Consider the following 26,151-nt stretch of genomic DNA (forward strand, 5'->3'; position numbering starts at 1 on the left):
GGCATGAGAACTCCCGCTCAAGCCCTCAACGCGCTACTCTCAGCACCGCTACCAGCACAAACAGACTGTGTTGCAACCACCGATTGAATCCGCCAACGCGATGACCTGCGTGGGCTACGGCTCGCGGCGGGTGGACGCGCTTGCGACCGTGGGCTCGGACGGATTACCTGCGTGGGATACGGCTCGCGATCGAGCGCCGAGCAGACGGGCGGACGCGCAGACGACCGGACGCGCAGACGAGCGGACGAGCGAACGCGCAGACGGGCAGACGGGCGGACGGACGAGCGGACGGGCGGACGGGCGGACGGGCGGACCAGCGGACGAGCGGGCGAGCAGACGAGCGAGCGGGCTGGCGAGCGAGCGGGCCGGCGGTCGGGAGGGCTGGCGGGCGGGACGGCGGACGAGCGGGCGGGCTGGCGGGCGGGGGCTCAGCGAAGACGGCGAAGACAATCCAGGAGACGGTCCACCTCTTCCGGACTGTTGTAGACGTGGAAGCTCACCCGTACCGAAGAGGTCTTCTCGCCCGCCGGGGCCTGGCAGTGCTCGTCGGCACGGACCAGCAATCCGTCGGCGGCCAGAATGAAGCCCAGGTCATTCGAGTTGATCTCCCGGTGGCGGAACGTGACGATGCCGTGGCGCTGCTGCACCGGGGAGTCCGCGCGCAGGCTGCGCTGGCAGCCGAGCACCTCGTACTCCGGCATCGCGGACAGCCCCTCGGTGAGCCGGACGCCGAGCGCGCGGTTCCAGCCGGCGATCCGGGACAGTCCGGCCTCGTCGAGCCAGTCCATCGCGGCGGCCAGGCTGATGATGCCGCTGGTGTTCGGTGAGCCGGCCCAGCCGGCCGGGGTGAGGGCCGGTCCGCGCCGGTTGCGGGACCAGATCGCCCCGGTGCCGGGCAGCGCCATCGCCTTGTGTCCGGAGAAGACCACGAAGTCGACGTCGAGCTCGGCGACCGAGAGCGGCAGGTGGCCGAAGCTCTGTGCCGCGTCCAGGCAGATCGGCACGTCGGGGGCGAGCGCGCGCAGCCGGTGCACGTTCATGTCGTTGCCGTAGACGTGGTGCACGTGGGTGGCGGCGATCAGGCGGGTACGCGGCGAGACCTCGAGCTCGCGGTGAGCGTAGTCGTGTGCCGCGTCGTAGGGCAGGCCCCGCACGGTCGCGCCGGCGAGGGCGGCCGCCTCCTCCCAGGGCAGCAGGTTCGCGCTGTGGTCGGCGAACGGCACCAGGATCTCGTCACCGGGGCGCAGCTGGGGCGTCAGCCAGTCCCGGGCCACCGTCCGCAACCCCTCGGTGGTCCCGCTGACGAAGTGCACACCCGACACATCCGAGAAATCACCCAAGAACCGGCGAATCCGCTCCCCCGCCGCAGCGATCCGCGCCGTCGTCCGATTGGCCCAGGGGTACGTACCCCGAGCCGCGTTCGCGTTCCCGGTGGTCAGATAGGTCATCACCGCGTCGAGCACGGCCTGCGGCTTCTGCGAGGTCGCGGCGCTGTCCAGATACGCCACGTCCGGGTTGCCCACGATCATCGGGAACTGGGCCCGTAACCCCGCGTGCCAGGCGTACGACTCCATCTCAGTCCCTGACCAGGGGCAGACCGGCGTCCCGCCACGCGATCACACCGCCGTCGAGCGACCGCACGGAAGGGTGGCCCATCCGGGTGAGCAGGGCGGCGTACGCGGCCGACCTCTCCCCCACCGGGCAGACCAGCAGGACCGGCTGCCGGGGGCTGAACGGCAGGCCGGCGGTGAGCATCGAGCCGAACACCTCGTCGCTGATGTTGATCGAGCCGTCGATGTGCAGCGCCTGATAGGCGTGCGGGCTGCGCAGGTCGACGACCAGGGCGCCGGCGGTCGCGGACGCGGTGACGGGCACGGTCGGCGCCGCGGTGATCTCGGCGGCGGAGAGGGAGGCGACAGAGTTCGGGCGCGGCGGCCGCCCGAACAGCGCGGGCCGGCGTTCCCGCAGGTAGCTGAGGTAGCTCTCGACCCGGTCGCAGACGATGAAGACGGCGCTGCGGCGTTCGGTGAGCTCGGCGTCGACAGTGCGCAGATAACGCACCGCGCCCTGGTAGGCCCCGCCCCCGGTCGGCCCGGCGAGCGTCCCGCACCGGCGTACCAGCGTGAGCAGCCCGTCGATGGCCTCGTCCGCGCTGATCGTCTCGATGGTGTCGTAGACCTCCGGGTCGAAGAGGCCGACCTCGTGCACCTCGTCGATGGTGCGGATGCCGGGGATGAAGTCGCTCTTCGCGGCGACCAGGCCGACGATCGTGGAGTCGGCGCCGTGGGCGCGCAGCGCGCGGGCCACCCCGGTGGAGGATCCGGCGGTGCCCACGCAGGCGATGAAGTAGTCCGGGGCCCGCCCGTCCAGATCCTTGACGATCTCCTGGCCGGTGCCGGAGAAGTGCGCGTCGGCGTTGCGCTCGTTGAAGTACTGATCGGTGTGCACGAATCCGCCGGCGGTCTGCAGGGTGCGGTACATCCTGGTCAGCGGGTCGTCGGTGTCGGTCGGATCGAGGCACTCGGACCGGCCGGGCAACTCCTCGATCTCCGCGCCGAGTAGCAGCAACAGGTCCTTGATCTCGGGGATCTTCATCCGGTTGGTCACGCTCTTGAACGGCAGCCCGTGCATCCCGGCGATCAGGGCGAGCGCTTTCGCGGTGTTGCCGCTGGAGAGCTCGACGACGGTGTCGCCGCGCCGCACGGCGTCGTCGAGGAGCGGGCGGACCATGCTCCACGCGGCGCGGTCCTTCACCGAGCCGAACGGGTTGAGCAGCTCCATCTTGGCGTACAGGTCGATGTTCCGCAGGCCGTGCACGTCCGGGTCGATGCGCACCAGCGGGGTGTTGCCGATGGCCTCGGTGATGTCGCTGTAGATCATGGCGCCTCCGGCTGAGCGTGAATCGGCCAGTAGTTCTCGTCGAGGCGCCACTGCCACGTCGCACCGGCTCGGTAGACCGCGACTTTGCGGCCGGCCGGCTGGTGCAGCGCCTCGGTCGCGGTGAAGTCCATGAGGTACCCGGCGGTGTTCACGAACGCGAGCAGGTCACCGGGCTTCGGAAGGTGCGGCAGGAACACCCTGCGCCGCGTGATCAGATCCGATTCCAGGCACAGGTTCCCGAGCAGATACACCCCGGCCGGGCGTTCCGCCGCCGGCTGCGCCTGCGGGACAGACGAAGGCTTCCGGGGTACGAGCACCGGGTCCATGAGCACGCCGTGCTCCTCGAGCCCGATGTCCCGGGCGTTGCACGCGAGCCGTACCAGTGTGTCGTCGCCGTCCGCCCGCACGTCCACCACCTCGGCGACGACCAGTCCGCACTGGTCGAGCAGGGCACGGCCGGGTTCGACGTCGAGGTCGTACATGTGGTCGAGCAGCAGTTCGCCGAGCGGGCGGCGCTGGCCGGGTGCGTCGGTCCCGAGCAGGCGGTCCAGATAGTCCGCCCCGGCGACCGGGCGGTGCGCGGGGTAGAGGGCGAGGGCCCCGCGCAGGGTGCCGCCTTCGGCGCGCAGCCCGTACCCGTGGTCGTCCCAGGTCAGCGACGGCCGGTTGCCGAGGACCGCCTGGGCCAGCTCGGAGGTGTACCGCTCCCACTGCGCGCCGTCGGCCAGGTAGTTCACGCCGAAGCCGCCGCCGATATCCAGCGACCAGGGCCGCAGTCCACGCTGCCGGCACTCGTCGAGCGCCGCGAGGCAGCCCTCCAGCGCGACGGCTTTCTCCCGCACCTCGACGGTGTCCAGGTGGTACGCCACGCCGACCAGCTCGAGCCGCTCGGCGTGTTTCTCGACGAGCTCCAGGACGCCGGGCAGCGCGGACGCCGGCACGCCGAATCGGCTGCGCCGGCTCCGCACCCGTACCCCCGAGGTCGCGAAGCCGGACAGACGCACCATGACCCGCACCCGCGGCAGCCGGAAGGCTGCTGCCAGCGACGCCAGCTCACTCAGCTCGCCCGCCGAGTCCGCGTTGACGATCACTCCGGCGCGGGCCGCGAGCCAGAGGTACTCCCGGGTCTTCGGGCCGGTCGCCATGATCCGGTCGGGGGTGAAGCCGGCCGCGAGCGCGTGCTGGAGCTCGCCGGCCGAGGCGACGTCCACCCCGGCCTCGGTGGCGGCGACCTCGCGCAGCAGCGCGGACGACCGGTTCGCCTTGTGCGCGAAGTAGATCCGGCCGCTCAGGCGATGCTTGCGGTACGCCGCCCGGAAGGCCGCCACATTTTCCGGTACGCGTTGCGGCAGCACCACGTTGAGCGGGGAGCCGAGACCGGCCACCAGCCGGGTCAGCAGTTCGCCGTCATCGAGAACGGATTGGGTGAGCGGATCGATTCTCGGTTTCAGGAACAGCATGGTGGCGACTCCCGGGGAGGGTTCTCCGGCGCGCTCCCAACGTAACCGACTCCGCCACCCTCCGCAAAAGAGTGAATACGGAGCGTTGCGTCACACGGTCCTCAAGTCCAGCGTGTGCCACACTGTCGCCTCCCGGTCCCCGGTCGACCACCAGAGCATCCCGTCCCGGCTGGCCGCCAGGTCGGCGGCGACCGTCAGGTGCACCGTCCGGCCGGCATCCGCCCCGCCGGCACCGACATCGTGGACGATCAGGCCCGCGGTGCCGGTCAGGTCGGAGTCCGGGCGCGGCTCGGAGAGCACCTCGAACCGGTCCAGCACCGCCACGTCGTTGACAGCCGCCTGGGTGCCCGGCCCGGCGATCCGGTGACGCCGCGAGCCGTCCGGGCGCATCAGGTCGATCCGGGCCAGGCCCTCGCCGGACATCACCATCACCCGGCACCAGGCCGGGCTGCACATGGTCCACTCCGCGGCGCCGGCGGTGACCCGCTGTTCCGCGCCGGTTCTCATGTTCCGCAGCCGGATCTCACCGGCCTGCCCGCCCACGTCGTCGGTGAGCCACGGCCAGGCCGACAGCGCCCACTGCCCTTTCTCGACGGTGGTCCGGACCGCGCCACCGGCCAGCGGGACCGAGCGGATCTCGGTGCTCCGGTCGCCGTCGGCGGCCGCCCAGTGCACCCGGCCCTCCGCCACGACCAGGTCGTACTGGTTGCCGTAGAGCAGGATGTTGCCGGTGTCGGCGGTCAGCCGGCGCGGCGCTGTCCCGCCCCGTGGCCGGGCGGTCCAGATCTCGGTACGGCCGTCCTCCGCCGTCTCGGTCCAGAGCAGGTCCTCGCCGGCCATCGTGAGGTTGTCGAACCGCGCCTCGGCGGGCAGCCGGCGCAGCTCCCGCTCCCCGACGAGCAGGCGGGTGTGCCCGGCGTCGTCAACGGTCCCGGCCGCGGTGGTGGCGTCCAGGAACAGCAGCGGCTCCAGGCCGAGGTCGCGCAAATCGGCGCGGGCGGCGTGCGGCCAGGCCTGGGCGAGGGTGAGCCGGGCCGCTGTCGCGGGCACGGATGCCTCCTGCTCGGGCAGGCCACCGGCGAGCAGGGCGGCGGCGGCCAGGAGCGCGACGGCCAGGCTGATCCGGGTACGTGTCACTCGTACTGCTGTTTCGGCGGGGTGATCGGCTGCCACTGTTCGACCTCGAGGTACGCGATGTCGGCCTGGTTGACCGGGTCCTTCGCCCGGCGTGTGCTGTGCCTGCCGGTGACCTGCAGCCAGGTGCCGGACGGGACGTCGACGGCCGGCCCGCCGGTGAGCCCGATCTTGATCGGCCGGCCGTCAGCGGCGCAGCAGCTCACCACGATCCGGGCCAGCATCGGGCCGCCGTCCGGTCCGGTGCTGAGGAACCCGGTCAGCTGGACACGGCGGCCGGCCAGGCTGCGGGCGTCGTCGTAGATGCTGCGGGAGGCGTAGTCGAGCAGGCCCACGGCGACCGGGTCACCCTCGGGCAGCGGGCCGTAGTCGGACTCGGCCGTGGCGGTCAGCGTCCCGGACTGGCCGGCCGTGAACGCGCCCAGGGCCGGCGGCGCGACCAGCAGCAGGGCGATCACCGGCAGGAGCAGCAGCCAGCCCACGCGCGGCTCGTGGTGAGCATGGTCGTGAGTCTCGCTGTGCCCGGGATCGGGGACCGGTTGAGCCCTCTTTCGCCCGGCGGCCGGGCGTAGCTCGTACCAGAGGGTGAAGATGGCCGTGAGCACCAGGAACGCGCCCGTCAGGAGAAGGAAGGGCCGCAGGCCCTCCTTCACGTAGCGCAGGTGGAGATCGGTGATCGACGCTTTCAGGATCGCGCCGCCGAAGAGCAGCAGCACGACCGCCTGTGCCTGCCGGTTCACCGCAGCATCCTTTTCACAACAGCGCCCGTTTTCACAGCAGTGCCCTTCACAGCAGCACCCAGCCCGTGACAGTGCCGGCCAGCACCGCGAGCGCGAACGTCGCCGGGGCGAACCGGGAGGCGAACCCGCGGCCGAAGACGCCGGTCTGCATGGCGATCAGCTTGAGGTCGACCATCGGGCCGACCACCAGGAAGACCAGGCGGGACGTGAGCGAGAACTGGGACAGCGACGCGGCGACGAACGCGTCCGCCTCGCTGCAGATCGAGAGCAGCACGGCCAGGACCGCGAGCGCCAGCACCGACAGGATCGGGTCGCTCGCCAGGGTCTGCAACCAGGACTCCGGCACCACCACGTTGATCGTGGCGGCGGCCGCGGCGCCGATCACCAGGTAACCACCGGCGTGCACCATGTCGTGGCGGCAGGCCGACCAGAACGCGCGGCCCTTGCCCGCGGGCTCGGGCCGGTGCGGCAGGCGGATCCAGTCGGTGCGGCCCAGCCGCAGCCACAGCCAGCCCATCAGCACCGCGACGGCGAGACTGGCCAGGGCACGGGCGAGAACCATCTCCGGGTTGCCGGGGAAGGCGACAGCGGTGGCGGTCAGCACGATCGGGTTGATCGCCGGGGAGGCGAGCAGGAACGCCAGCGCCGCGGCCGGGGTCACGCCGCGCCGGATCAGCGCGCCGGCGACCGGGACGCTGCCGCACTCGCAGCCGGGCAGCACCACCCCGGCAAGACCGGCGGCCGGGACCGCGAGGGCGGGACGGCGGGGCAGCGCGCGGGCCCAGAACGAGGCCGGCACGAAGACCGCGATGACGGCCGAGAGCAGCACGCCGAAGACCAGGAACGGGACGGCCTGCACCAGCACCGAGACGAACACGGTGGTCCAGGTCTGCAACTCCGGCCCGGCGACCCGGCCGGACAGCGGCCCCCGGAAGATCACCAGGAGGACCAGCAGGGCGGCGAGGACCTCGACCGAACCGATCCCCCGGCTGCCAGGCCGCGCCGGGGGATCCTTGACGAGGGTGTCGGTCACCGTGCGAATTTACCGGGTGGGCGACGGAAAACCCGGATCACGATCGGGTGATCACGGGCTGGCCGCCAGGAACAGGAACACCGCACAGAGGCCGACGTGCAGGCCACCTTGGAGAATGTTCGCCCGGCCCGGCACCACGGTGAGCGTGCCGACCCCGAACGTCAGCACCAGCAGCACCATCTGGGTGCCCCCGAGGCCCAGCAGCAGCGGGCCGTCCAGCCAGATCATCGCCATGGCGATCGCCGGGATGGTCAGTCCGATGCTGGCCATGGCCGAGCCGAGCGCCAGGTTGAGGCTGGTCTGGATGCGGTCGCGGGCCGCGGCGCGGACCGCGGCGATGGTCTCCGGCAGCAGCACCAGCAGGGCGATCACCACGCCGACCACGGAGTGCGGCAGGCCGGCCGAGGCCACCCCCGACTCGATCGACGGCGAGATGCCCTTCGCCAGGCCGACCACCGACACCAGCGCGACCAGCAGCAGACCGAGGCTGATCAGCGCGGTGCGCCCGCTCGGCGGCTCCAGGTGCTCCTCCCCCTCGATCACTTCGCCGTCGGTGGTGATCGGCATGAAGTAGTCCCGGTGCCGCCGGGTCTGCACCAGCACGAACAGCAGGTAGAGGCCGAGCGAGACGACCGCGGCGAAGCCGAGCTGGGCCGGCGAGAACTGCGGTCCGGGCCGGCTCGTGGTGAACGTGGGCAGCACCAGGCTCAGCGTGGCGATCGCGGCGACGGTGGCGAGCGCCCCGCCGGTGCCCTCCGGGTTGAAGACCGCGATCCGCCGGCGGATCGCGCCGACCAGCAGCGAGAGGCCCAGGATGCCGTTCACTGTGATCATCACGGCGGCGAAGACGGTGTCCCGCGCGAGGGACTGGGACTTCTCGCCACCACTGATCATCAGCGTGACGATCAGCGCCACCTCGATCACGGTGACCGCTACCGCGAGGATCAGCGACCCGTACGGCTCACCGACCCGGTGCGCGACGACCTCGGCGTGGTGCACGGCGGCCATGACCGCGCCGCCGAGCAGCACGGCCACGATCACCACCGCCGGTGGCGGCAGGTCGCGGCCCCAGGTCAGCACGAGTGCGGCGACGGCCAGGACCGGCAAGGCGACGGTCCACTGCGACAAGATCTTCAGTTTCATCCGTCAACTTTGCCAAATGATCAAGCCTTTTTGTCGCTGTGCCCGAGATCCCGGTCCGGGGCGATCCGGTCGCGGACCATCCGCTTCAGCGGCGGGATCTCCGGGAACCCGCCCTCGGCCTTGCGCGACCAGAGCGTCTCGCCGTCCAGCCGGACCTCGAAGACGCCGCCGATCCCGGGGATCAGCGCCACCTCGCCCAGGTCGGTGGCGAACGTGGTGAGCAGCTCCTGCGCGGTCCAGGCGGCGCGCAGCAGCCAGCGGCACTGCGTGCAGTATTCGATCTCCAGACGAGGTGTCACGCTGTTCAGTATCCCTGCGGCATGATCATGCACGGAAACGTGAACGTGAGGAGACGGTGTTGAGGCTCGGTTGGATCGCTGCCGGAGCGGTGGCCCTGGTGGTCGTGTCGGGTTGCTCCGGGGACTCGGCCGACGACCCGGTGACCGAGAGCGCCCCCGTGGTGGCCGACGCCCGGGACTATGTGGCGCTCGGTGACTCGTACGCGGCGGGGCTCGGCGGCGGGAACTACTCCGACACCAGTTGCCTGCAGAGCAGTGACAAGTCGTACCCCCAGCTCTGGATCGACGCGAAGGGCACTGACGCTCTCGGCGCGACGGTGAACAAGGCGTGCAGCGGCGCGGTGATCAGCAGCGTGACGAGTCAGCAGCTCACCGCCCTGACCGACCGGACCGGCTGGGTGACGCTGACCGTCGGCGGCAACGACGTCGGCTTCGTCGCCGGACTTCAGCAGTGCGTTCTCGGCTCCGACCAGACCTGCGCGCAGTCGGTGAAGAACGCGGCCGGCACGATGGCGTCGAGCCTGCCGGACTCGCTGGACAAGCTCTACACCCAGATCCGCGCGAAGGCCCCGAACGCCAAGGTCTACGTGGTCGGCTACCCGCACCTGGTCGCCGACCCGGGCGCCGGGGTCACCTGCGACTCGCTGAACGACGCCCGCCGCAAGGCGCTCAACGCGGCGTCCGACACCCTCTCCGAGGTGATCTCCACGGTGGTGGCCAAGCACCCCGGGTTCACCTACGTCGACGGGCGGGTGATCTTCGCGGGCCACGAGGCGTGCACGAAGGACCCGTGGATCCACGCGATCGCCGACGACATGTCCGAGTCGTTCCACCCGAACGCGGACGGGTATGCGGCGTACGCGAAAGTGCTGCACGGCGTGACGGGCTGACGCCACATGAAGGGCATCGAAACAGCTGGATAACAGTCGCGAGGTGAGGCGTAGGCGGCCCGGCCGGCGGTGACCACCCCGGTGTGACCGAGACACTTGTGATCCTGGCCCTCGTGGTCATCACCGCCCTCGGGTTCGACTTCACCAACGGGTTCCACGACACTGCGAACGCCATGGCGACGTCGATCGCAACCGGGGCTCTGCGGCCGAAGGTCGCGGTACTGCTCTCCGCGGTGCTCAACCTGGTGGGCGCGTTCCTCTCCATCGAGGTCGCGCTCACCGTCACCAATGCCGTCGTCAACATCCAGGACACGAACGGCGCGCCGAAGGCGGAGCTGACCGCCGACGGCGGCACAGCCCTGCTGATCATCGTGTTGGCCGGCGTGATCGGCGGCATCCTCTGGAACCTCTTCACCTGGCTGCTGGGCCTGCCGTCCAGCTCGTCGCACGCGCTCTTCGGCGGCATCATCGGCGCCACCGTGGCCGGCCTCGGCTGGGCCGGCGTGAAGTGGACCGGCGACGGCAGCAAGCTCGACGGGGTCCTCGGCAAGGTGATCCTGCCGGCCCTGATGTCCCCGGTGATCGCCGGCGTCGTGGCCGGCGTCGCGACCTGGCTGATCTACCGGATCACGCTCGGGGTGGCGGCCCGCTTCACCGACAACGGGTTCCGCTGGGGACAGATCGGCAGCGCGTCGCTGGTCTCCCTCGCGCACGGCACCAACGACGCCCAGAAGACCATGGGGGTGATCACCCTGGCGCTGATCGCCGCCGGCGAGTGGTCCGACACCGACGACATTCCCTTCTGGGTACGGGTGAGCTGTGCGCTCGCCATCGCCCTCGGGACCTACCTCGGTGGGTGGCGGATCATCCGTACCCTGGGCAAAGGTCTTGTCGAGATCGCCCCGCCGCAGGGTTTCGCGGCCGAATCGGCCGCCGCCACCGTGATCCTCACCTCCAGCCACCTCGGGTTCGCGCTCTCCACCACGCAGGTGGCGACCGGCTCGATCCTCGGCAGCGGTGTGGGCCGTCCCGGCGCGCAGGTCCGCTGGGCCGTCGCCGGCCGGATGGTGGCCGCCTGGCTGATCACGCTGCCCGCGGCCGGGCTGGCCGGCGCGCTGATGTGGTTCGTCGCGGACCTGATCGGCGGCGTGGCCGGCGCGATCACCATCTTCGTGCTGATGCTCGCGGCGGCCGCGTTCATGTACCAGCTGTCGCGCCGCACCCCGGTCGACCACAACAACGTCAACGACGAGTGGCAGGACACGCGCGCCAAGGAGTACGCATGAACAACCTCACGCTCGCCCTGGAGAGCGCCTGGAAGGTGCTGCTCATCGGCGTCCTGATCGGCGCCGGGCTGCCCGCGGTCTTCGCGCTCGGGATCCGCTCGATGGCGTTCGGCACCGGCGGTGACGCCGCGGCGCACGCGGCCGGAACCGCCGGACCCCGGCCGCACCCGATCGGCCGGATCGGCGCGATCGCCTGCTTCACGGTGGTGCTGCTCGGCGTGGCGCTGGGCATCACGTTCATCGTGGCGACCGGGTTCGGCAAGGAACTCAGCTTCGAGCACGTCTATCCCACCCTGGTCAGCAAGGACTGAGCGATGGCCGAATCACGGACCAACTTCCTGGCCCGCGCGATCGGATGGCTGCGCGCCGGATACCCGGACGGCGTGCCGAAACGGGACTACGTCGTGCTGCTCGGGCTGCTGCGGCGCACCCTCAGCGAGGACGAGATCCGGGGCATCGCCGCGGACCTCGCCGCGCAGGCCGTCGAGCCGATCACCGCGCGGGACATCGAGGAGATGGTCAGCAGCACCGTCCTGCAGGAGGCCACGCCGGAGGACGTCGTCCGGGTGTCCGCGCACCTGGCGGCCGGTGGGTGGCCACTGGCCGACCCACCCGACGCCTGACCGTCGCCTGTCGTTAGCGCGCCGGACGCCTCGGCGCGCTTCGATGGGCCGTGCACCACGCCAACCACTACTACGGGCACTCGTACGCCCTGGCCCGGTACTGCGGCCTGGCCCCCGGCGTCGTCCCGCCCCGGATCCACGGCTACCTGCAGCACGGCTGGAACATCGGCGACGGCCTCGCGCCCGACCACGAGTACGTCCCGGGAATCCCGTCGTTCGTCTGGAGCGAGCGGACCCGGCGGCGCGCCTGGTCGATGGGCCGGCGCCGGGTGTACGTCACCGGGGCGCCGCTGGCCTACCTGCTCACCCTGACTCCCCCGGCCGGGGAGCGGGACGGCACCATCTGGTACCCGTTCCACGGCTGGGAGGGCCAGCACGTCCAGGGTGACCACGACCGGCTGATCGCGGAGATCACGGAGACCGAGCCGGGGCCGGTGACGGTCTGCCTCTACTGGCAGGAGTACCGCACCGCCCCGGTCCGCCGCCGCTACGAGCGGGCCGGGTTCCGGGTGATCTGCCACGGGTACCGGGGTGGCTGGTGGAAGGACCTCGACCCGGGCTTTCTCGACCGGCAACTGGCCGAACTGCTCCGGCACCGGCGGGTCGCGTCGAACCGGCTGTGCAGCGCGGTCTTCTACGGCGCGCTCGCCGGCTGCGAGCCGGCCGTCTACGGCGACCCGATGCAGCTGCGCGACGAACGGGACCTGTTCGGCGGCCGCCCCCGGATCCGCCGGCAGTGGGCCGAGCTGCACGGCAAACAGGTCGACCCGGCGGTGGCGCACGCGATCGCCGTCGACGAGCTCGGCGCGGACCGGCTGCTGTCCCCGGCCGAGCTGCGCGCCCTGTTCCACTGGTCCTCCTCGTCGACGGTGGCCGCCGCGTGAATCCGCTTCTCCTCGGTGGCGAGATGCCGCACTGGTCCGACCGGTCCCCGGCCGGCGGCGACGCTCTGACCGTCCTCGCGTCGGCGGCGCGGGGACACACCCTGATCGTCGGGCCGCACGCGTTTCCACTGATCGACGCGGTGCCGTCCGCACGGGTCACCGTCCTGACGCGCGGCGTTCCGGACGCCGAGGCGCTCGCCGCCCGGTACGCCTCCCGGCCCGGCTTCGAGGTGTGCTGCGGCAGCCTGGAGAAACTCGCGGCCGTCCCGGCCTATGACACCGTGCTCGCCCTGGACGGCCTGGACCGGGCCGGCTCCACCGAGAGTGACGGGCTGACCTGGGCGGACAGTCTCGGAACGCTGCTCGCGGTGCTGCGGCCCGGCGGGCGGCTGATGCTCGGGTGCGCGAACCCGGCGGGCCTGCACCGGCTGCTCGCCCTGCCGGCCGAACCCGGTGACGAGGAGTGGGGAGCGCCGGCCTTCGACGACGCGTCCCGGCCGGTCGGGGCCGGCGCGCTGCGCTCGGCTCTCGCGGCGGCGGGGCTTGACGTGCTCGGTGACTATGCGGCGTACCCGGATCCCCGGTCGCCCCGGGCGCTGGTCGGCTCCGCGGCGCTGCGGGATCCGGATCTGCGGGGGTTTCTGGCCGGTGTGGTGCGGCGGGCCGGGGCGCCGGATGAGCCGATGCTGGCGGATCCGCGGCCGGTCGCCGTGCAGATGCTGGCGAGTGACCTGGCCGGCGAGCTCGCGCCGGGGTGGTTCGTGGTGGCCGCCCGCGGCGGCTCGGTGCCCCTGCCCGACGTGATACTCGCGGCGACGCCTGATGTCGTCCGGCTGACTCGGACGGCGCGGGGATGGTGCCGGTCCGACCTGGACTCCGCTGCCGTGCCGGTGGGGCGGAATCTGATGGACGCGCTGCTCGTGGCGGCTCGGGCGCGGGACCTTCCGGGGATGCGGGCGCTGCTCACGGCCTGGCAGGGTGGCGAGTTCGCGGGAGTCTCCGCGGACGGGATCGTCGTGGACGCCGACGGACGGCTGCACGATCTCCGGCTCGGTGCGGCCGGGGATCCGCAGGTGGCCCTGGGTCACTTCGTCGACGCGGCGCCCGCGGACCTGGCCGAGCTGATCGCGGCGATGACCGGTGTGGCTCCGGCATCCGCGCCGGCGTGGCCGGGCGCGGGCGCGTTCCGCGAGGTGGCGGCGGAGCGCGACCGTCTGGCGCGGGAGCTGGGCGAGGCGCAGGCCAGGCTTGATTGGTACGAGTCGCGGCTCGCCACACGAGACGCCGAACTGGCCCGGGCCCACCGCATCATCACCCTGCTCAAGGGCACTGTCCCCGGCCGGGCGGCGACGGCCGTCCGGGGCGCCCTGCGAACCGGCAAGCGAGCCGCCCGGACGGCCCTGCACCAGTTCCGCAGGCAGCAGCGGTGAGAGCGCACGGAACCGGTTGTGTGCGTCCTGAGCCCGGCCGATCTTGGAACGCTGCGGCCGGGCCGTAGCTCACGCATGTGATCAAGCCCGGATAGCCGCTCGCAGCTACGGCTCGGCTGGCCCAGCCGTAGGCAGCCCGGTGATCAAGGCCTGATTGCCTGCGCCAGCTACGGCTCGGCCGACCCAGCCGTAGACCAGCCCGGTAAACGTGGCGGCGGATTCCATGCGCCAGCTACGGCTCGCGCATTCGGGCCGCGGCGCTTCGGGGCCGCGGCACTTCGGGCGGCGGCACTTCGGGCGGCGGCACTTCGGGCGGCGGCACTTCGGGCGGCGGCACTTCGGGCGGCGGCACTTCGGGCGGCGGCGCTGAGTTCGCTTGTTGGTCGGGGGCTGTTTCCGCAGCCCTCGCCTTCCGCCCATAGCGTCGGGCCTCATGTCGACCGAGCTGGATGTCAGCGTCGTCATCCCGACGTGCAACCGACCGCGACTCGCCACCCGTGCCGTCGCCTCCGCGCTGGGACAGACGCACCGCGCCCTCGAAGTGATCGTGGTCGTGGACGGCCCCGACGAGGAGACCGTCAAGGAGCTGTCCGGGATCGGCGACCCCCGGCTGCGCGTCGTGGTGCTCCCCGAACGCGGCAGGGCCCCGCACGCCCGCAACGTCGGCGCCCGCGAGGCCCGGGGCCGGTTCACCGCGTTCCTGGACGACGACGACGAATGGCTCCCCGCGAAGATCGCCACCCAGTTGGAGCTGGCCGGCCGGTCCGGCGCGGCGTACCCGGTCGTCGCGACCCGGCTGATCAACCGCACCCCGCGCGCCGACTCGGTGATGCCGCGCCGGCTGCCGTCGGCCGGGGAGCCGCTCAGTGAGTACTTCACCGTGCGCCGGGGACTGTTCTACGGCGACGGGTTCATCCAGACCTCCACGATCATGGCGCCGACCGAGCTGATGCGTGCCGTGCCGTTCACCGTCGGGCTGCGCCGCCAGCAGGAACTCGACTGGACGCTGCGGGCGATCCGCCACGAAGGCGTCGAGCTGATCTACGCGGCGGAGCCGCTCGTGCTCTGGCACCAGGACGAGGATCGGCATCGGATCAGCCTGGAGATGCCGTACGAGCAGCAGCTCGCCTGGCTGCGGGCGAACCGGGAGCTGTTCACCCCCCGGGCGTACGCGGCGTTCGCGCTCAGCGTGCTCAGCTCGATGGCCGCGCCCACCCGGAACGGCGCGCTCTTCCGTGAGCTGCTCGCCGAAGCGCGCGGGAACGGGCGGCCCGGCGCCCTCGACTACCTCACGCACGTGCAGATCTGGGCGCTGCCGCCGTCGCTGCGGCACCGGGTCCGCGACATGATCGTGAGCCGTAAGAATGTCTCCTGACCCTCGGCTGGTCATCTGGCGCAGCGCCCTGCTCGCCGGGTCCGAGACGTTCGTCCGCGGGCAGGGCGACGCGCTGGCTCGGTGGCGGCCCACCTACCTGGGCGCCACCCGTACCGAGTCGCCGCTGTCCCGCCCGGACGACGTGATCACGTTCGGGGCGGATCGGCGGGCGTTCCTGCGGCTGCGCCTCACCGGGTCGTCGCCGCGCCTCGACCGGGTTCTCGCCGCGCAGCGGCCCGACCTGGTCCATGCCCACTTCGGCGGGGACGGCTGGCTGGTCAGCGGCGCGGCGGCGCGCCTCGGTGTTCCGCTGATCGTCACCGTTCACGGCCACGACGTCACCCGCCAGCCGGAGAGCCCCGGCGTGCGCGGGATGCGGTACCGGCAGAACCTGCGCACCGTGTTCCGGCGGGCCACCCTGGTCATCGCCGTCTCCGAGGTGATCCGGGAGCGGGCCGTCGCGTGCGGCGCCGACCCTTCCCGGGTACGCGTTCACTACACCGGCGTGCCTGTTCCGGCATCCCCGCCGATCGTGCCGAAACGGTGGGACGTCGCGTTCGTCGGCCGGTTCGTCCCGAAGAAGGGGGTGGACGACCTGCTCACCGCCCTGGCGTCGATGCATTCGCCACGGCCGCGGGCGTTGTTCATCGGGGACGGGCCGCTGGAGCCGTCGATCCGGGCGCGGGCCGAACGGCTGGGGCTGGACGCCACGTTCCTCGGCAGTCATCCACCCTCTGTCGTGCAGCGCCACCTCGCCGAGTCGCGAATGCTGGTGGCGCCTTCCAAGATCGCGCCGGACGGGGACACCGAGGGGCTGCCCACGACGATTCTGGAGGCTGCCGCGCTGGGGCTGCCGGTGGTGGCCACGCGGCACAGCGGGATCCCGGAGGCGGTGGTCGACGGGGAGACCGGGTTGCTCTGCGCGGAAGCGGATCCGGGTGGGCTGGCGGCGGCAGTCGGGCGGCTGCTCGGGGACGCTTCGCTGCGGCGGCGGATGGGGGCGCAGGGGCATCGCAGGGTGGTGGAGCGCTTCGACCTGAAGGAGCAGACGCGGCGGCTGGAGGAGCTGTACGACGAGGCGGCGGCTCGGCGGGGTGTTGCCGCTTAGCGGGGTGGGGTTGCGCTTAGCGGGGCGAGCACAGCCCAGCCGTAGCCCCCGCATGTGATCACGCAACGGTAACCGGCGCCAGCTACGGCTCGCGGAGCCCGGCCGTAGCTCACGCATGTGATCACGGGCCGTTGCCTGCGTGGGCTACGGCTCGCAAGGCCCGGCCGTAGTCCACGCATGTGATCACGCGCGGGTAGCCGGCGCCAGCTACGGCTCGCGGGGCCCGGCCGTAGTCCACGCATGTGATCACGGGCGGGTAGCCGGCGCCAGCTACGGCTCGCGGAGCCCATCCGTAGTCCACGCATGTGATCACGGGCGGTTACCTGCCTGGGCTACGGCTCGCCGCGGGGGCGACGGCGGGGCGACGGCGCGGGGCGACGGCGGGGCGACGGCGGCGCGGGGCGGGACTGGTTGGGGCGGGAGTGGGCAGCGTAGCGAAACGCGCCGGACGGCCCTGCGCCCCTCTCGGGGTCGCGTGGACTCTCGGGGACGGGGGTGGTGCGGTTGGGGGCGGCCGGTTACCCGTACAAAGGAAAAACGGTCGCCCGAAATGTACCTTTGATCCGGGGCGATGGAATGGAACAGGTGATGCTCGCGCCGGCTGACGGGCTGACCGGGGCGGAGGCGGAGGCTCGGCGGCGGCGGGGTGAGGGCAACGCCGCGGCGCAGGGGGGCTCGCGGAGTTACGGCGAGATCCTGCGGACCAATGTATTTTCGTTCTTCAATCTGATTCTGTTCGTGATCGGCGCCGCTCTGCTGGCGCTGGAACGGTACAGCGACGCGCTGATCAGTGTCGGACTTGGCCTGATCAATGCGGTGATCAGTGCGGCGCAGGAGATTCGGGCCAAGCGCAAGCTTGACCGGTTGCAGCTGCTGGACCGGACCGGAGTGCTGGTGATCCGGGACGGTCAGGAGCTGGAGATCTCGCCGGAGCTGGTCGTGCGTGGCGACGTGCTGCGGGTCCGGCCCGGTGATCAGATTGTGGTGGACGGGCCGCTGCTCGACGGCGGGCGGCTGGAGGCCGACGAGTCGCTGCTGACCGGGGAGAGCGACCCGGTGGTCAAGCATCCCGGTGATGAATTGCGGTCCGGGAGTCTGTGCGTGGCCGGTGACGGGCATCAGCAGGCGCGGGATGTCGGCGCGCACAGCTACGCCGGGCGGCTGACCGCCGAGGCGCGGCGCTCGACCACCGACAAGACGCCGTTGCAGCGGCGCATCGAGTTCATCGTGCGGCTCGTCATGGCGCTGACCGCGCTGATGAGCGGGGCGATTCTGGCGCAGACGGCGATCGAGGGATTCAGCCTGCTTCGGGTCGTGCAGATCACCGCGGTGCTGTCCGGGCTCGTACCCTATGGGCTGTTCTTCCTGATCGCGCTCGCCTACACCGCCGGGGCGGTCCGGATCGCCCGGCACGGCGCGCTGGTGCAGCAGGTCAACGCGGTCGAATCGGTCAGCAACGTGGACGTGGTGTGCACCGACAAGACCGGCACGCTGACCACCGGGCAGCTCACCCTCGAGGAGATCGTTCCGATCGGCGACCATGAATACGCCGAGGCGGCAGCGGCGCTCGGCAGTCTCGCCCACAACGCCACCACCCCGAATCTGACGGCGCTCGCCCTGGTCGCGGCACTGCCCGGGGACGTCTGGGAGGTGCGCGACGAGGTGCCGTTCTCGTCGTCGCTGCGCTGGTCCGGCCTGGTCACCGACGAGGGCACCTGGGTGCTCGGCGCGCCCGACGCGCTCGCGCCCCGCCTGCGCAAACCCCTACCGGCCGCGGACGTCACCGAGCGCACCGGGCTGGGGCTACGGGTGCTGCTGCTGGCCCGAGCCGAGAGCGACAAGGCCAGCCCCCGCGACGCCGTGGCCGGGTTGCGCGACGCCCAGGGTCACCCGGAGTTGCCGATGCTCGTGCCGGTCGCGCTCGTGGCGCTCGCCGACGAGCTGCGCGCCGAGGTCGTCGACACGGTCCGGCGGTTCACCGACGAGGGCGTTTCGCTCAAGGTTCTCTCCGGGGACGACCCGCGTACGGTCGCCGCGATCGCCCGCCGTGCCGGAATCGACGCCGATGAGCCGGTCGCCGGCGCCGCCCTCGACGATCTCGACGACAACGCGCTGGACGCGATCGTCGCGCGCACCGCGGTCTTCGGCCGGGTGGCTCCCGAGCACAAGGAACGGATCGTCCGGTCGCTGCGGCGGCAGGGGCACTACGTCGCGATGATCGGCGACGGGGTGAACGACGCGCGGGCGCTGAAGCAGGCGCACATCGGGGTCGCCATGCGCAGCGGCAGCGCGGTGACCAAGGACGTCGCGGACATCGTGCTGGTCGAGGACTCGTTCGCGGCGCTGCCGCCCGCCCAGCAGGAAGGGCGGAAAATCATCAATGGAATCGGGATCTCGCTGTACGTCTTTCTGGCTCGCGTGGTCAGCCAGGGGCTCGTCATTCTCACCGTCACCATGCTGGGGCTCGGCTTCCCCTATTCGCCGACGCAGGTGGGATTGACGATGTTCACGGTCGGGGTGCCGACGGTCTTTCTGACGTTCTGGGCGAAGCCCACCAAGCCCGATCCGTGCATGCTGCGAAATCTGGTGCGATTCGTCGTGCCGGTCTCGATTGTCACGGCCACCTTCGGCGCGGCCGTCTATACGGCGCTCTACGAAATCGTGATCGCCGGGTTCAGCTCGGGGCGGCGCACCCCGCACCAGATCATCGAGGAGTTCGAGAGCTACACCGGCCTCACGTACGGCATCGACGCCGACTTCACCACCGCGTCCGCGACCATTCTGGCCCAGACCGGGCTGTCGACGTTCTTCTGTTTCGCCTCGTTCGGGCTGATCCTGTTTCTGGCGCCCCGATCGCGGTTCTTCGCGGCGTGGACCACGCCCACCAAGGACACCCGCCCGGCGCTGCTGGTTCTGGGACTGTGCATCGTGTTCAGCGCCGTGCTCTTCATTCCCGTTCTCTGGCAGTATTTCGGCCTCACCGGCCCGTCGCGGCCGGTCTTCCTCGTCGTCGTTCCGGCACTGCTTCTCTGGTACGGGACCCTGACGGTCGTCCTGAGATATCAGCTCTTCGATCGACTGCTCGCCCTGGACACTCCCGGCCCGGAGACGCATTGACCGCACCCGGCAGCACGTCTACCGTGACGGAACAGCGTTTCCCTCAACGAAACGGGAGCCGTCGTGGTGAGCGTACTGTTCGGACTGGTCGCCGTCGCGGAGATCGCCCTGCTCGGCCTCGTGATCGTGCTGCGGCGGCGGCAACCGGACTGGACACTGAGCCTGCTCGTCCTCGTCGTCCTCGCGCTGATCTACGACAACGCGGTGGTGGCGATCGGCAGCACCCTCGGCGAGGGCCCGCTGCTGCGGGCGCTGTCATTTCCCCGGTACGTGACACACGCCCTGCTCGTGCCGCTGCTGATCATGGTGGCGGTGGGTCTGGGCCGCCGCTACGGCGTGCGGTTCTTCGCCGGCCGAGCCGTCCCGGCCGCGTTCGGCGTGCTGACGCTGCTGCTGATCGCGGCCGGCGCCTGGGCCGACATCCTCACGCTGGAACTGGAACCGACCCGGTACGCCGACACGCTGCGCTACACGAACGCCGCCGCGAACGGCCCGCCGATCCCGGCGATCATCGCGATCCTGGTGATGATCGGCGCGGGGGTCGCGCTGTTGATGCGGGCTCGCTGGCCGTGGCTGCTGGTCGGCGGGATGGCGATGTTCGCGGCGGCGGGCGCCGGGGCGGCGGTGCTGTGGCTGAGCAACCTCGGTGAGCTTGTTCTGATTGTCACCGTGTGGCTGACGGCGGCCCGGCCTCAGCGCAGGGGCGCGCTCGTCGCCGCGTGAACCGTCGTTATTGCTGCATGATCCAGCTGGGCAGCGGGTGTTCGACGGTGGCGATCACCTGCCAGCCGGCCCGGCGGTACATCTCGACGTTGCCCGGTGTGCTGGTCTCCAGGATCGCGGGCAGGCCGTCCTCGGCGGCGCGGCGCAGTCCGGCGGCCATCACGGCGTGACCCCAGCGGCGGCCGGTCCAGTCCGGGTGGGTGCCGAGGACTCCCAGATACCAGAACGGGTATGCCGGGAGCGCGGCGTGGACAGCGTCGTCGTAGGCACGCATGCGGGCAAGCTCGGCGGGCGGAAGCGCGGCGGTCACGGCGGTCACGGCGGTCGCGGCGGTCGCGGCAGGCGCGGCGGTCGTGGCGGCTTCCAAGATCGCCGGTGCCGTGGGTTCCGAGGTCGCGGGCGCCGTGGGTTCCGAGGTCGCGGGCGCCGCGGGTTGCGCGATCAGCGCGGGCGGCTCCCAGATCGCCGCCGAGTACCCGTCCCCCGCCATCCAGATCGACTCCCGGTGCACCCGCTTGTCGAAGAGGTGACCGAAGAAGGCAGCGGCATACACCGGATACGTCTCGTCATCCGGAAAGAGGTGCCGGAGAACGGGATCGTCAGGAAACGCGGCGACGAGCGAGCCGACGATACGGTCCCGGTGCGCAGGGGTGGCAATGGAGATCACAAGTCCCGAGCGTAACGCCGCCCCCGGGCATCCTAGGAGGCTAGGCTCATAATCTGTGGTACTCGCCTGCCCGGTTTGGATACGGTTTGATCGAGCCGCCGCGCCGAGCCCGGCTGTGGTGGACCGGGCCTCGGCGCGGCGGCTCCCGAACGAGCGCGGGGCGGCTCCCGAACGAGCGCGGGCGGCTTCCGAACGAGCGCGCGGAAGCACGCGGACAAGCGCGCGGAAGCTGGCGAGCGAGCACGCGGAAGCACGCGAACAAACACGCGGAAGCACGCGGATAAAGCTCGGACACAGGCCCGCGGAAAGCACCCGCCCAATCAGTCCCGCGGGATCGTGTGCCCGTTGACCGCCAACCACTGCTCAAAACTCTGCAACTCGGGGTTCAACCTCCGCACCGCCTCCAGATCACGGACACCGGTGAAGTACTCGTCGAACTCGGTGTAGTACTGCAGCATGTTCCCCGCCTCGTCCGCGCCCGGGAAGCCCAGCGCGCGATAGGCGTCATGGCTCAGCGGACGATAGACGACCGGCTCACCGACCGCACGGCTCAGACCCGCCGCGATCTCCGCACCGGTCAGATGCTCACCGGCGATGTGCACCGTCTGCCCGACGTAATCATTTCCGGCCTTGAAGATCCCGTACGCGGTCCGCCCGATGTCCTCCACCGCGATCCCGGCGAGCTTGCTGTCACCCATCGGCAGGCTCAGCGTGAGCACCCCGTCAGCGTCGCGCGTGGCGCCCCAGCCGCTGGCGAGGTTCTCCCAGTAGAACGTGGTCCGCAGGAACGTGGCCGGCACGCCCGCCGCCCGGAACAGCTCGTCGGCCTCGGCCTTCGCGTCGAAGTGCGGGACGTTGTACTTCTCCTGCAGGATCGGCATCCGGTCGCCGGTCACCGGGATGTGGTCGCGGGTGTCCTCCAGCGTCGACCAGATGACGTGCCGGAGCCCGGCGCGACGGGCGGCGTTCGCCAGGTTGGCGGCTTCCACCAGCTCCTTCTCGGCGGACATGTGCGCCCAGAAGTTCGTCACCAGGTACCCGCCGTACGCCCCGGTGAACGCCGCCACCAGGCTCGCCTCGTCGTAGTTGTCGGCCTGCACCACTTCGGCGCCGAGCTTGACCAGTTCCTGCGCCGCGGGCGACGTCACGTCCCGGGTCAGCGCCCGCACCGCGAATCCGCCGTCGGGGTCGGCCAGGATCGCTCGCACCAGGCCACCACCCTGCGCACCGGTGGCTCCGACGACCGCGATGACCTTCTTCTCGCTCATCCGACTCACTCCCCTGGTCTCACAACCGGACGTTGCGGCCGGTGTAACCGGACCCTTCAATCGATAATTCCCGATGCGATGAGACGGCGGTCACGGTGATCGCTACCGGACAGCAACCTCGGGTGTACGGCGTAGCACCCACCCCGGAGGAGTGTTCACCGGAGCAGCCCGGACGACCGAAAGGATCATGGATGCCCCAGTCAGGCTACGAGGCGACGTCTCTCGACGTGCTGGTCGACTCTCGCACCGAGACGGTCACCAACTTGCTGGCGAACAGCGTGCCCGTCCGGGACGAACTCCAGGCGGTGGTCGCCGGCGTGGCGACGCGGTTGAGCGTTCCCGTCGTCGCGCTGAACCTGGTACGTCCGGACGCCGTCCTGATCGCCGCCGCCACCGGCATCGGCGGATGGATGGCCGAGACCGGAGGCGTGCCGGCCGGGTGGGCGGTCTGCCCGCGCGTGGTCAACCCGGACAAGCCGCTGATCGTCGTCGACCTGCACGCCGAGCAGTGGGGGCCGTTCCGCTCGGCCGACCTCTACGGGGCGGCCCGCTCGTACGCGGGTGTCCCGCTGCGCGTCGGCGGCACCGTCGTCGGGACGCTCTGCGCGTTCGCCCCCGACCCGAACTCGTTCGACGCCACCACCGTGGCCCTGCTGGAGGAACACGGCCACCGGGCCGTGCGACTGCTCGACCGCTGACCCCCGCGCGTTCCGATCGCCCGTGGCCCGACAAGGGTCCCGGGCGATCCGCATTTACAACCAGAAGGGACTCATGGGTACGTCCACGTCTCCCGAATACTCCGGTGTGGAGTCCTTCGAACCCCCCTCCGACACCGGCGCCACCACCGTCGAGTACATCCTGCTCGTGGCGCTCGTCATCGCCGGCCTGGTCGTGGCCGCCACCGACCTGCGCGGGGACATCGTGGCGCTGGTCAACGGTCTGACCACATAGTCTTCTCAACCGGGTGGACGGCCGGCCGATACCGTCGTCGTGCCGACGCTGATGCTCGATCTCGAAGAGGCCCGTCTCGCCGCGCTGCACGAGTACGCGCTGCTCGACTCCCCCGCCGACGCGGAACTGACCGCCGTCGTCCGGATCGCCGCCACCATCGCGGACGTGCCGACGGCGACCCTGAACCTGATCGACGAGAGCCGGCAGTGCCAGCTCGCCACTGTCGGTTTCGTTGGGTCCATCACCCGGCGGTCCGACTCGATGTGCGCCATCGCGTTCCGCGGCGGCCGGATCGCACACGTGCCGGACGCGAGCCGGCACCCGATCTACGCCGGCAACCCCTGGGTCGACGGCCGGATCGGCGCCGTGCGCTTCTACGCCTCGGTCCCGCTGGTCACCCCGTCCGGCTACGCGCTCGGCACGCTCTGCGTCTTCGACACCGAGGCGAAGTCGCTCACCGAGACCCAGCTGAGCCGGCTGGAAGACCTCGCCAAGGTCCTGGTCGGCCTCTTCGAACGCCGCCGGCAGACCCGGATCGCCGAGCAGTCGACGGCCGCGGCCGAACGCGACCGGCGACGCCTGGAGCTGGCGCACGCCGAGCTGCGCCGTTCCAACGAGGAGCTGGAGGGTTTCGCGGCGGCGGTCAGCAACGATCTGGTCCGCCCGCTCGCCAGCACCAGCGGATACCTGGAGCTGATCGACCAGCTCTACGGCGACCGCCTCGACGAGCGGGCCGCCGGCTGGCTGGCCGGCGCCGGCGCGTCGATGGAGCGGATGCGGCAGCTGATCGAGGCGCTGCTCACCTACGCCAAGGCCGGCAACGCGCCGTGCGTGCGCTCCGCGGTGACCCTCGCCGAGGCGACCTCGGCGGCCTCCGCGGACCTGCGCACGCTGATCGAGAGCCACGGCGCCGAGGTCCGGGTACGCGGCGACGTCGAGCTGAGCGCCGACCCCACACTGCTGCGGCAGCTGCTGCAGAACCTGATCGACAACGCGATCAGGTACCACCACCCGGACCGGGCGCCCCGCGTCGAGATCGCCGGTCAGCACACCGACGGCGGGCATCTGATCACCGTGACCGACAACGGCATCGGCATCCCGGCAGACGGGCGCGGCCGCGCCTTCGACATGTTCACACAGGTGGACCCGGCCGGCCGCGGGGGGCACGGGATCGGGCTCTCCACCTGCCTGCGGATCGTCGAACGGCACCACGGCACGATCGCGGTGGACGAGGCGCCGGACGGGGGCACGGTGATCAGCCTGTGGCTGCCCGGCGCGGTCACCAGCTTCAGCCAGCGGCGTGACCGTGCCGCCAGTATCCGATGAAGTCCACACTCTGCTTCGGCACCTGGCGCTCGCCGACCAGATAGCGGCGGGCGCCGGTGGCCAGGGCCGATTCACCGACCAGGTACGCGTAGACCGTCCCGCCCGGCAGCTCCGTCTCCCGCAGCGTGGCGAGCGCGAGCTGTCCCGGCACCCCGCCCGCGCCGTCCCGGGGCACCCAGATCAGCTGGACGCCCGCCGGCACCCGGAAGTCCTGCTTGTCCTCGATCGACGGCAACTCCACGATCGCGATCCCGCGCGCGTCGTCCGGCAGCGACTCGCAGATCCCGGCCACCGCCGGAAGCCCCGTCTCGTCGGCGACCAGCAGCGTCCAGTCGTGCTCGCTCCGCGGGTTGTACCCGCATCCCTGATCGAGCAGGCCGACCTGCTCACCGGGCTTGGCGTTCAGCGCGAACGAGCTGGCCGGGCCGCTGTGCCCGGCGCCGTCCACATGGACCACGAAGTCGACGTCGAGCGCGCCCGGCCGGTGCGCGCGAACCGTGTAGTTGCGGACGAACGGGCGCTTCGGCTTGGCGGTCGCGAGGTACTGCGCGTACCACAGGCCGGAGGCGCGGGTCGGCAGCTTGAGCGAGTCCTGGCCGGGCCGGGTCAGGAAGAGCCGGAACCACTGGTCGTAGCCGAGCGGCGTGAACCGGTCGAGCCCCGCGCCGCCGAGCGTCACCCGGACGATGTTCGGCGAGACCCGCGCGCTGCCGGTCACCTCGAGCATGAGCACGTGCGGATCAACCGGCTTACGAACCTTGAAATTGGACATCGAACCTCCGGGGCGGTCGGGAGGTTAGGGTAACCTAACTCAATTCGCGGCGGACAATAGCGGGATGGGCCGATTGCTTTTGCTGCGCGGGGCTCTGGGCGTACTCATAGTTGTCCTGGTGATCTGGTCGCTGCAGCGCAAGTTGATCTACTTCCCGGACCGCTCCGCGCCCCCGCTCGCGGCCGGCGCAAGCGCCGTCACGCTGCGCACCGACGATGGCTTGCGGCTGGAGGCATGGCTGGTCAAGCCCCCATTGGGTACGCGTGAACGGCCACTCTCCGTGCTGGTTGCCCACGGGAACGCCGGCCACCGGGCGAGCCGGATGCCGCTGGCCTCGGCGCTGGCGTCGCTCGGCGTGACAGTGCTGCTGCTGGACTACCGTGGTTACGGCGGCAATCCCGGACGGCCCAGCGAGGACGGGCTCCGGCTCGACGCGCTCGCCGGCCGGACGTTCCTCGACTCCCTCGGTCTGCCGATCATCTATTACGGGGAGAGCCTCGGGGCGGCCGTTGTCACGTCGCTCGCCGTGCGGCACCCGCCGGCCGGGCTGGTGCTCCGGTCACCGTTCACGTCGCTGGCGGCGGCCGGGCGGTTCCACTATCCGTGGCTGCCGGTGGGAGCGTTGCTGTGGGACCGGTACCCGGTGGCTTCGCAGATCTCGCAGGTGAAGGTGCCCACGGTGGTGGTCTATGGGACCGCGGACACGGTAGTGCCGGCCGCCCAGAGCGCCGAGGTGGCCCGCCGAGCGGGCAGGCTGACAGCCGAGGTGGTGATCCCCGGCGCCGATCACAACGACCGGGCGATGCTCGACGGGCCGGAACTGTTAGCCGCAGTAGAGACCCTGACCCAGGCAATCGGGTAGCGCCGGCAACCGCGCAGGCTTGCCACCCACGCCGACGAAGCCGACAGCACTGGTGACCAGCTGGTCCAGCTGGCAGTGAGTGCTGTTCTAGCCCCGTACTTCGCACATGCTTTGGAGTGAACGGCCGTCACTCTGATCAAGATCGATGTGTTGGTCGGGTATGGGTGTAGCAGGTGCTCC

25 protein-coding genes are annotated in these 26,151 nt (G+C 71.2%); 14 read left to right on the plus strand and 11 right to left on the minus strand.

Annotated elements, in window-relative coordinates; all coding sequences use genetic code 11:
* Positions 1–428 precede the first annotated feature (428 nt).
* The 8 genes from AB0F72_RS40330 to AB0F72_RS40365 form a co-directional block, all read right to left on the minus strand.
* Entirely contained in the window at positions 429–1,574 is a 1,146-nt protein-coding gene (locus AB0F72_RS40330) for an aminotransferase class V-fold PLP-dependent enzyme (RefSeq protein ID WP_360443941.1), read from the minus strand.
* Position 1,575: 1 nt separating this feature from the next.
* A complete protein-coding gene (locus AB0F72_RS40335; protein WP_360443944.1) occupies positions 1,576–2,880 on the minus strand; it encodes a pyridoxal-phosphate dependent enzyme in 1,305 nt (434 codons plus the stop codon).
* Positions 2,877–4,340, minus strand: coding sequence for a Y4yA family PLP-dependent enzyme (locus AB0F72_RS40340; RefSeq protein ID WP_360443947.1), 1,464 nt, complete (start codon positions 4,338–4,340; stop codon positions 2,877–2,879). The genes AB0F72_RS40335 and AB0F72_RS40340 overlap by 4 nt, the downstream gene beginning before the upstream one ends.
* Positions 4,341–4,430: 90 nt before the next feature.
* A complete protein-coding gene (locus tag AB0F72_RS40345) occupies positions 4,431–5,477 on the minus strand; it encodes a hypothetical protein (RefSeq protein ID WP_360443950.1) in 1,047 nt (348 codons plus the stop codon).
* On the minus strand, positions 5,474–6,214 hold the full coding sequence (locus AB0F72_RS40350; RefSeq protein ID WP_360443953.1) for a TIGR03943 family protein: 741 nt from the start codon (positions 6,212–6,214) through the stop codon (positions 5,474–5,476). Before AB0F72_RS40350 ends, AB0F72_RS40345 begins: the two co-directional genes overlap by 4 nt.
* A 46-nt stretch (positions 6,215–6,260) precedes the next feature.
* The gene (locus AB0F72_RS40355) at positions 6,261–7,247 is read right to left on the minus strand and encodes a permease (RefSeq protein WP_360443956.1); all 987 of its coding nucleotides are present in this window, start codon (positions 7,245–7,247) and stop codon (positions 6,261–6,263) included.
* Positions 7,248–7,298: 51 nt separating this feature from the next.
* Positions 7,299–8,390, minus strand: a complete 1,092-nt coding sequence (locus AB0F72_RS40360) for an ionic transporter y4hA (RefSeq protein ID WP_360443959.1) — start codon at positions 8,388–8,390, stop codon at positions 7,299–7,301.
* 20 nt (positions 8,391–8,410) lie between these two features.
* Entirely contained in the window at positions 8,411–8,698 is a 288-nt protein-coding gene (locus AB0F72_RS40365; RefSeq protein WP_360444017.1) for a SelT/SelW/SelH family protein, read from the minus strand.
* Between the two features lie 50 nt (positions 8,699–8,748).
* Between AB0F72_RS40365 and AB0F72_RS40370 the strand changes: the two genes are divergently transcribed.
* The 10 genes from AB0F72_RS40370 (at position 8,749) to AB0F72_RS40415 (ending at position 20,125) form a co-directional block, all read left to right on the plus strand.
* Positions 8,749–9,579 (plus strand): SGNH/GDSL hydrolase family protein, encoded by an 831-nt coding sequence (locus AB0F72_RS40370; RefSeq protein WP_360443962.1) that lies wholly within the window; start codon positions 8,749–8,751, stop codon positions 9,577–9,579.
* A gap of 83 nt (positions 9,580–9,662) precedes the next feature.
* Complete coding sequence (locus AB0F72_RS40375; RefSeq protein ID WP_360443965.1) at positions 9,663–10,865, plus strand: inorganic phosphate transporter; 1,203 nt, start codon at positions 9,663–9,665, stop codon at positions 10,863–10,865.
* A complete protein-coding gene (locus AB0F72_RS40380; protein WP_360443968.1) occupies positions 10,862–11,176 on the plus strand; it encodes a hypothetical protein in 315 nt (104 codons plus the stop codon). Before AB0F72_RS40375 ends, AB0F72_RS40380 begins: the two co-directional genes overlap by 4 nt.
* Positions 11,177–11,179: 3 nt before the next feature.
* Positions 11,180–11,488: a DUF3349 domain-containing protein gene (locus tag AB0F72_RS40385; protein ID WP_360443971.1), complete on the plus strand. Its 309-nt coding sequence runs from the start codon at positions 11,180–11,182 to the stop codon at positions 11,486–11,488.
* A 50-nt stretch (positions 11,489–11,538) separates the two neighbouring features.
* Positions 11,539–12,372, plus strand: coding sequence for a hypothetical protein (locus AB0F72_RS40390; RefSeq protein WP_360443974.1), 834 nt, complete (start codon positions 11,539–11,541; stop codon positions 12,370–12,372).
* Entirely contained in the window at positions 12,369–13,802 is a 1,434-nt protein-coding gene (locus AB0F72_RS40395) for a hypothetical protein (protein WP_360443977.1), read from the plus strand. Before AB0F72_RS40390 ends, AB0F72_RS40395 begins: the two co-directional genes overlap by 4 nt.
* A 433-nt stretch (positions 13,803–14,235) precedes the next feature.
* On the plus strand, positions 14,236–15,177 hold the full coding sequence (locus tag AB0F72_RS40400; protein WP_360443980.1) for a glycosyltransferase family 2 protein: 942 nt from the start codon (positions 14,236–14,238) through the stop codon (positions 15,175–15,177).
* Complete coding sequence (locus AB0F72_RS40405) at positions 15,167–16,285, plus strand: glycosyltransferase (RefSeq protein ID WP_360443983.1); 1,119 nt, start codon at positions 15,167–15,169, stop codon at positions 16,283–16,285. The genes AB0F72_RS40400 and AB0F72_RS40405 overlap by 11 nt, the downstream gene beginning before the upstream one ends.
* A gap of 588 nt (positions 16,286–16,873) precedes the next feature.
* The gene (locus AB0F72_RS40410; RefSeq protein WP_360443986.1) at positions 16,874–19,402 is read left to right on the plus strand and encodes an HAD-IC family P-type ATPase; all 2,529 of its coding nucleotides are present in this window, start codon (positions 16,874–16,876) and stop codon (positions 19,400–19,402) included.
* Between the two features lie 63 nt (positions 19,403–19,465).
* Complete coding sequence (locus AB0F72_RS40415) at positions 19,466–20,125, plus strand: hypothetical protein (protein ID WP_360443989.1); 660 nt, start codon at positions 19,466–19,468, stop codon at positions 20,123–20,125.
* A gap of 7 nt (positions 20,126–20,132) precedes the next feature.
* On the opposite strand, the gene AB0F72_RS40420 is transcribed toward AB0F72_RS40415, so the two are convergent.
* On the minus strand, positions 20,133–20,792 hold the full coding sequence (locus tag AB0F72_RS40420; RefSeq protein WP_360443992.1) for a GNAT family N-acetyltransferase: 660 nt from the start codon (positions 20,790–20,792) through the stop codon (positions 20,133–20,135).
* 320 nt (positions 20,793–21,112) lie between these two features.
* Complete coding sequence (locus tag AB0F72_RS40425; protein WP_360443995.1) at positions 21,113–22,060, minus strand: NmrA/HSCARG family protein; 948 nt, start codon at positions 22,058–22,060, stop codon at positions 21,113–21,115.
* A 191-nt stretch (positions 22,061–22,251) separates the two neighbouring features.
* Here AB0F72_RS40425 and AB0F72_RS40430 point away from each other — a divergent pair, with 191 nt between their 5' ends.
* The 3 genes from AB0F72_RS40430 to AB0F72_RS40440 all read left to right on the plus strand — a co-directional run bounded on the left by AB0F72_RS40430 (position 22,252) and on the right by AB0F72_RS40440 (position 24,337).
* Positions 22,252–22,758, plus strand: coding sequence for a GAF domain-containing protein (locus tag AB0F72_RS40430; protein WP_360443998.1), 507 nt, complete (start codon positions 22,252–22,254; stop codon positions 22,756–22,758).
* 73 nt (positions 22,759–22,831) lie between these two features.
* Positions 22,832–23,011, plus strand: coding sequence for a hypothetical protein (locus tag AB0F72_RS40435; protein ID WP_360444001.1), 180 nt, complete (start codon positions 22,832–22,834; stop codon positions 23,009–23,011).
* 39 nt (positions 23,012–23,050) lie between these two features.
* Positions 23,051–24,337 (plus strand): ATP-binding protein, encoded by a 1,287-nt coding sequence (locus tag AB0F72_RS40440; protein WP_360444004.1) that lies wholly within the window; start codon positions 23,051–23,053, stop codon positions 24,335–24,337.
* Here AB0F72_RS40440 and AB0F72_RS40445 read toward each other — a convergent pair.
* Positions 24,300–25,109 carry a siderophore-interacting protein gene (locus tag AB0F72_RS40445; RefSeq protein ID WP_360444011.1) on the minus strand — a complete coding sequence of 270 codons (810 nt, stop codon included), beginning with the start codon at positions 25,107–25,109 and terminating at the stop codon, positions 24,300–24,302. The two genes, AB0F72_RS40440 and AB0F72_RS40445, sit on opposite strands and share 38 nt — an antisense overlap.
* Positions 25,110–25,173: 64 nt before the next feature.
* Here AB0F72_RS40445 and AB0F72_RS40450 point away from each other — a divergent pair, with 64 nt between their 5' ends.
* On the plus strand, positions 25,174–25,971 hold the full coding sequence (locus AB0F72_RS40450; protein WP_360444014.1) for an alpha/beta fold hydrolase: 798 nt from the start codon (positions 25,174–25,176) through the stop codon (positions 25,969–25,971).
* Positions 25,972–26,151: the final 180 nt, after the last annotated feature.

The organism is Actinoplanes sp. NPDC023936 (genome assembly GCF_040639325.1).
Taxonomy (GTDB): Bacteria; Actinomycetota; Actinomycetes; order Mycobacteriales; family Micromonosporaceae; genus Actinoplanes.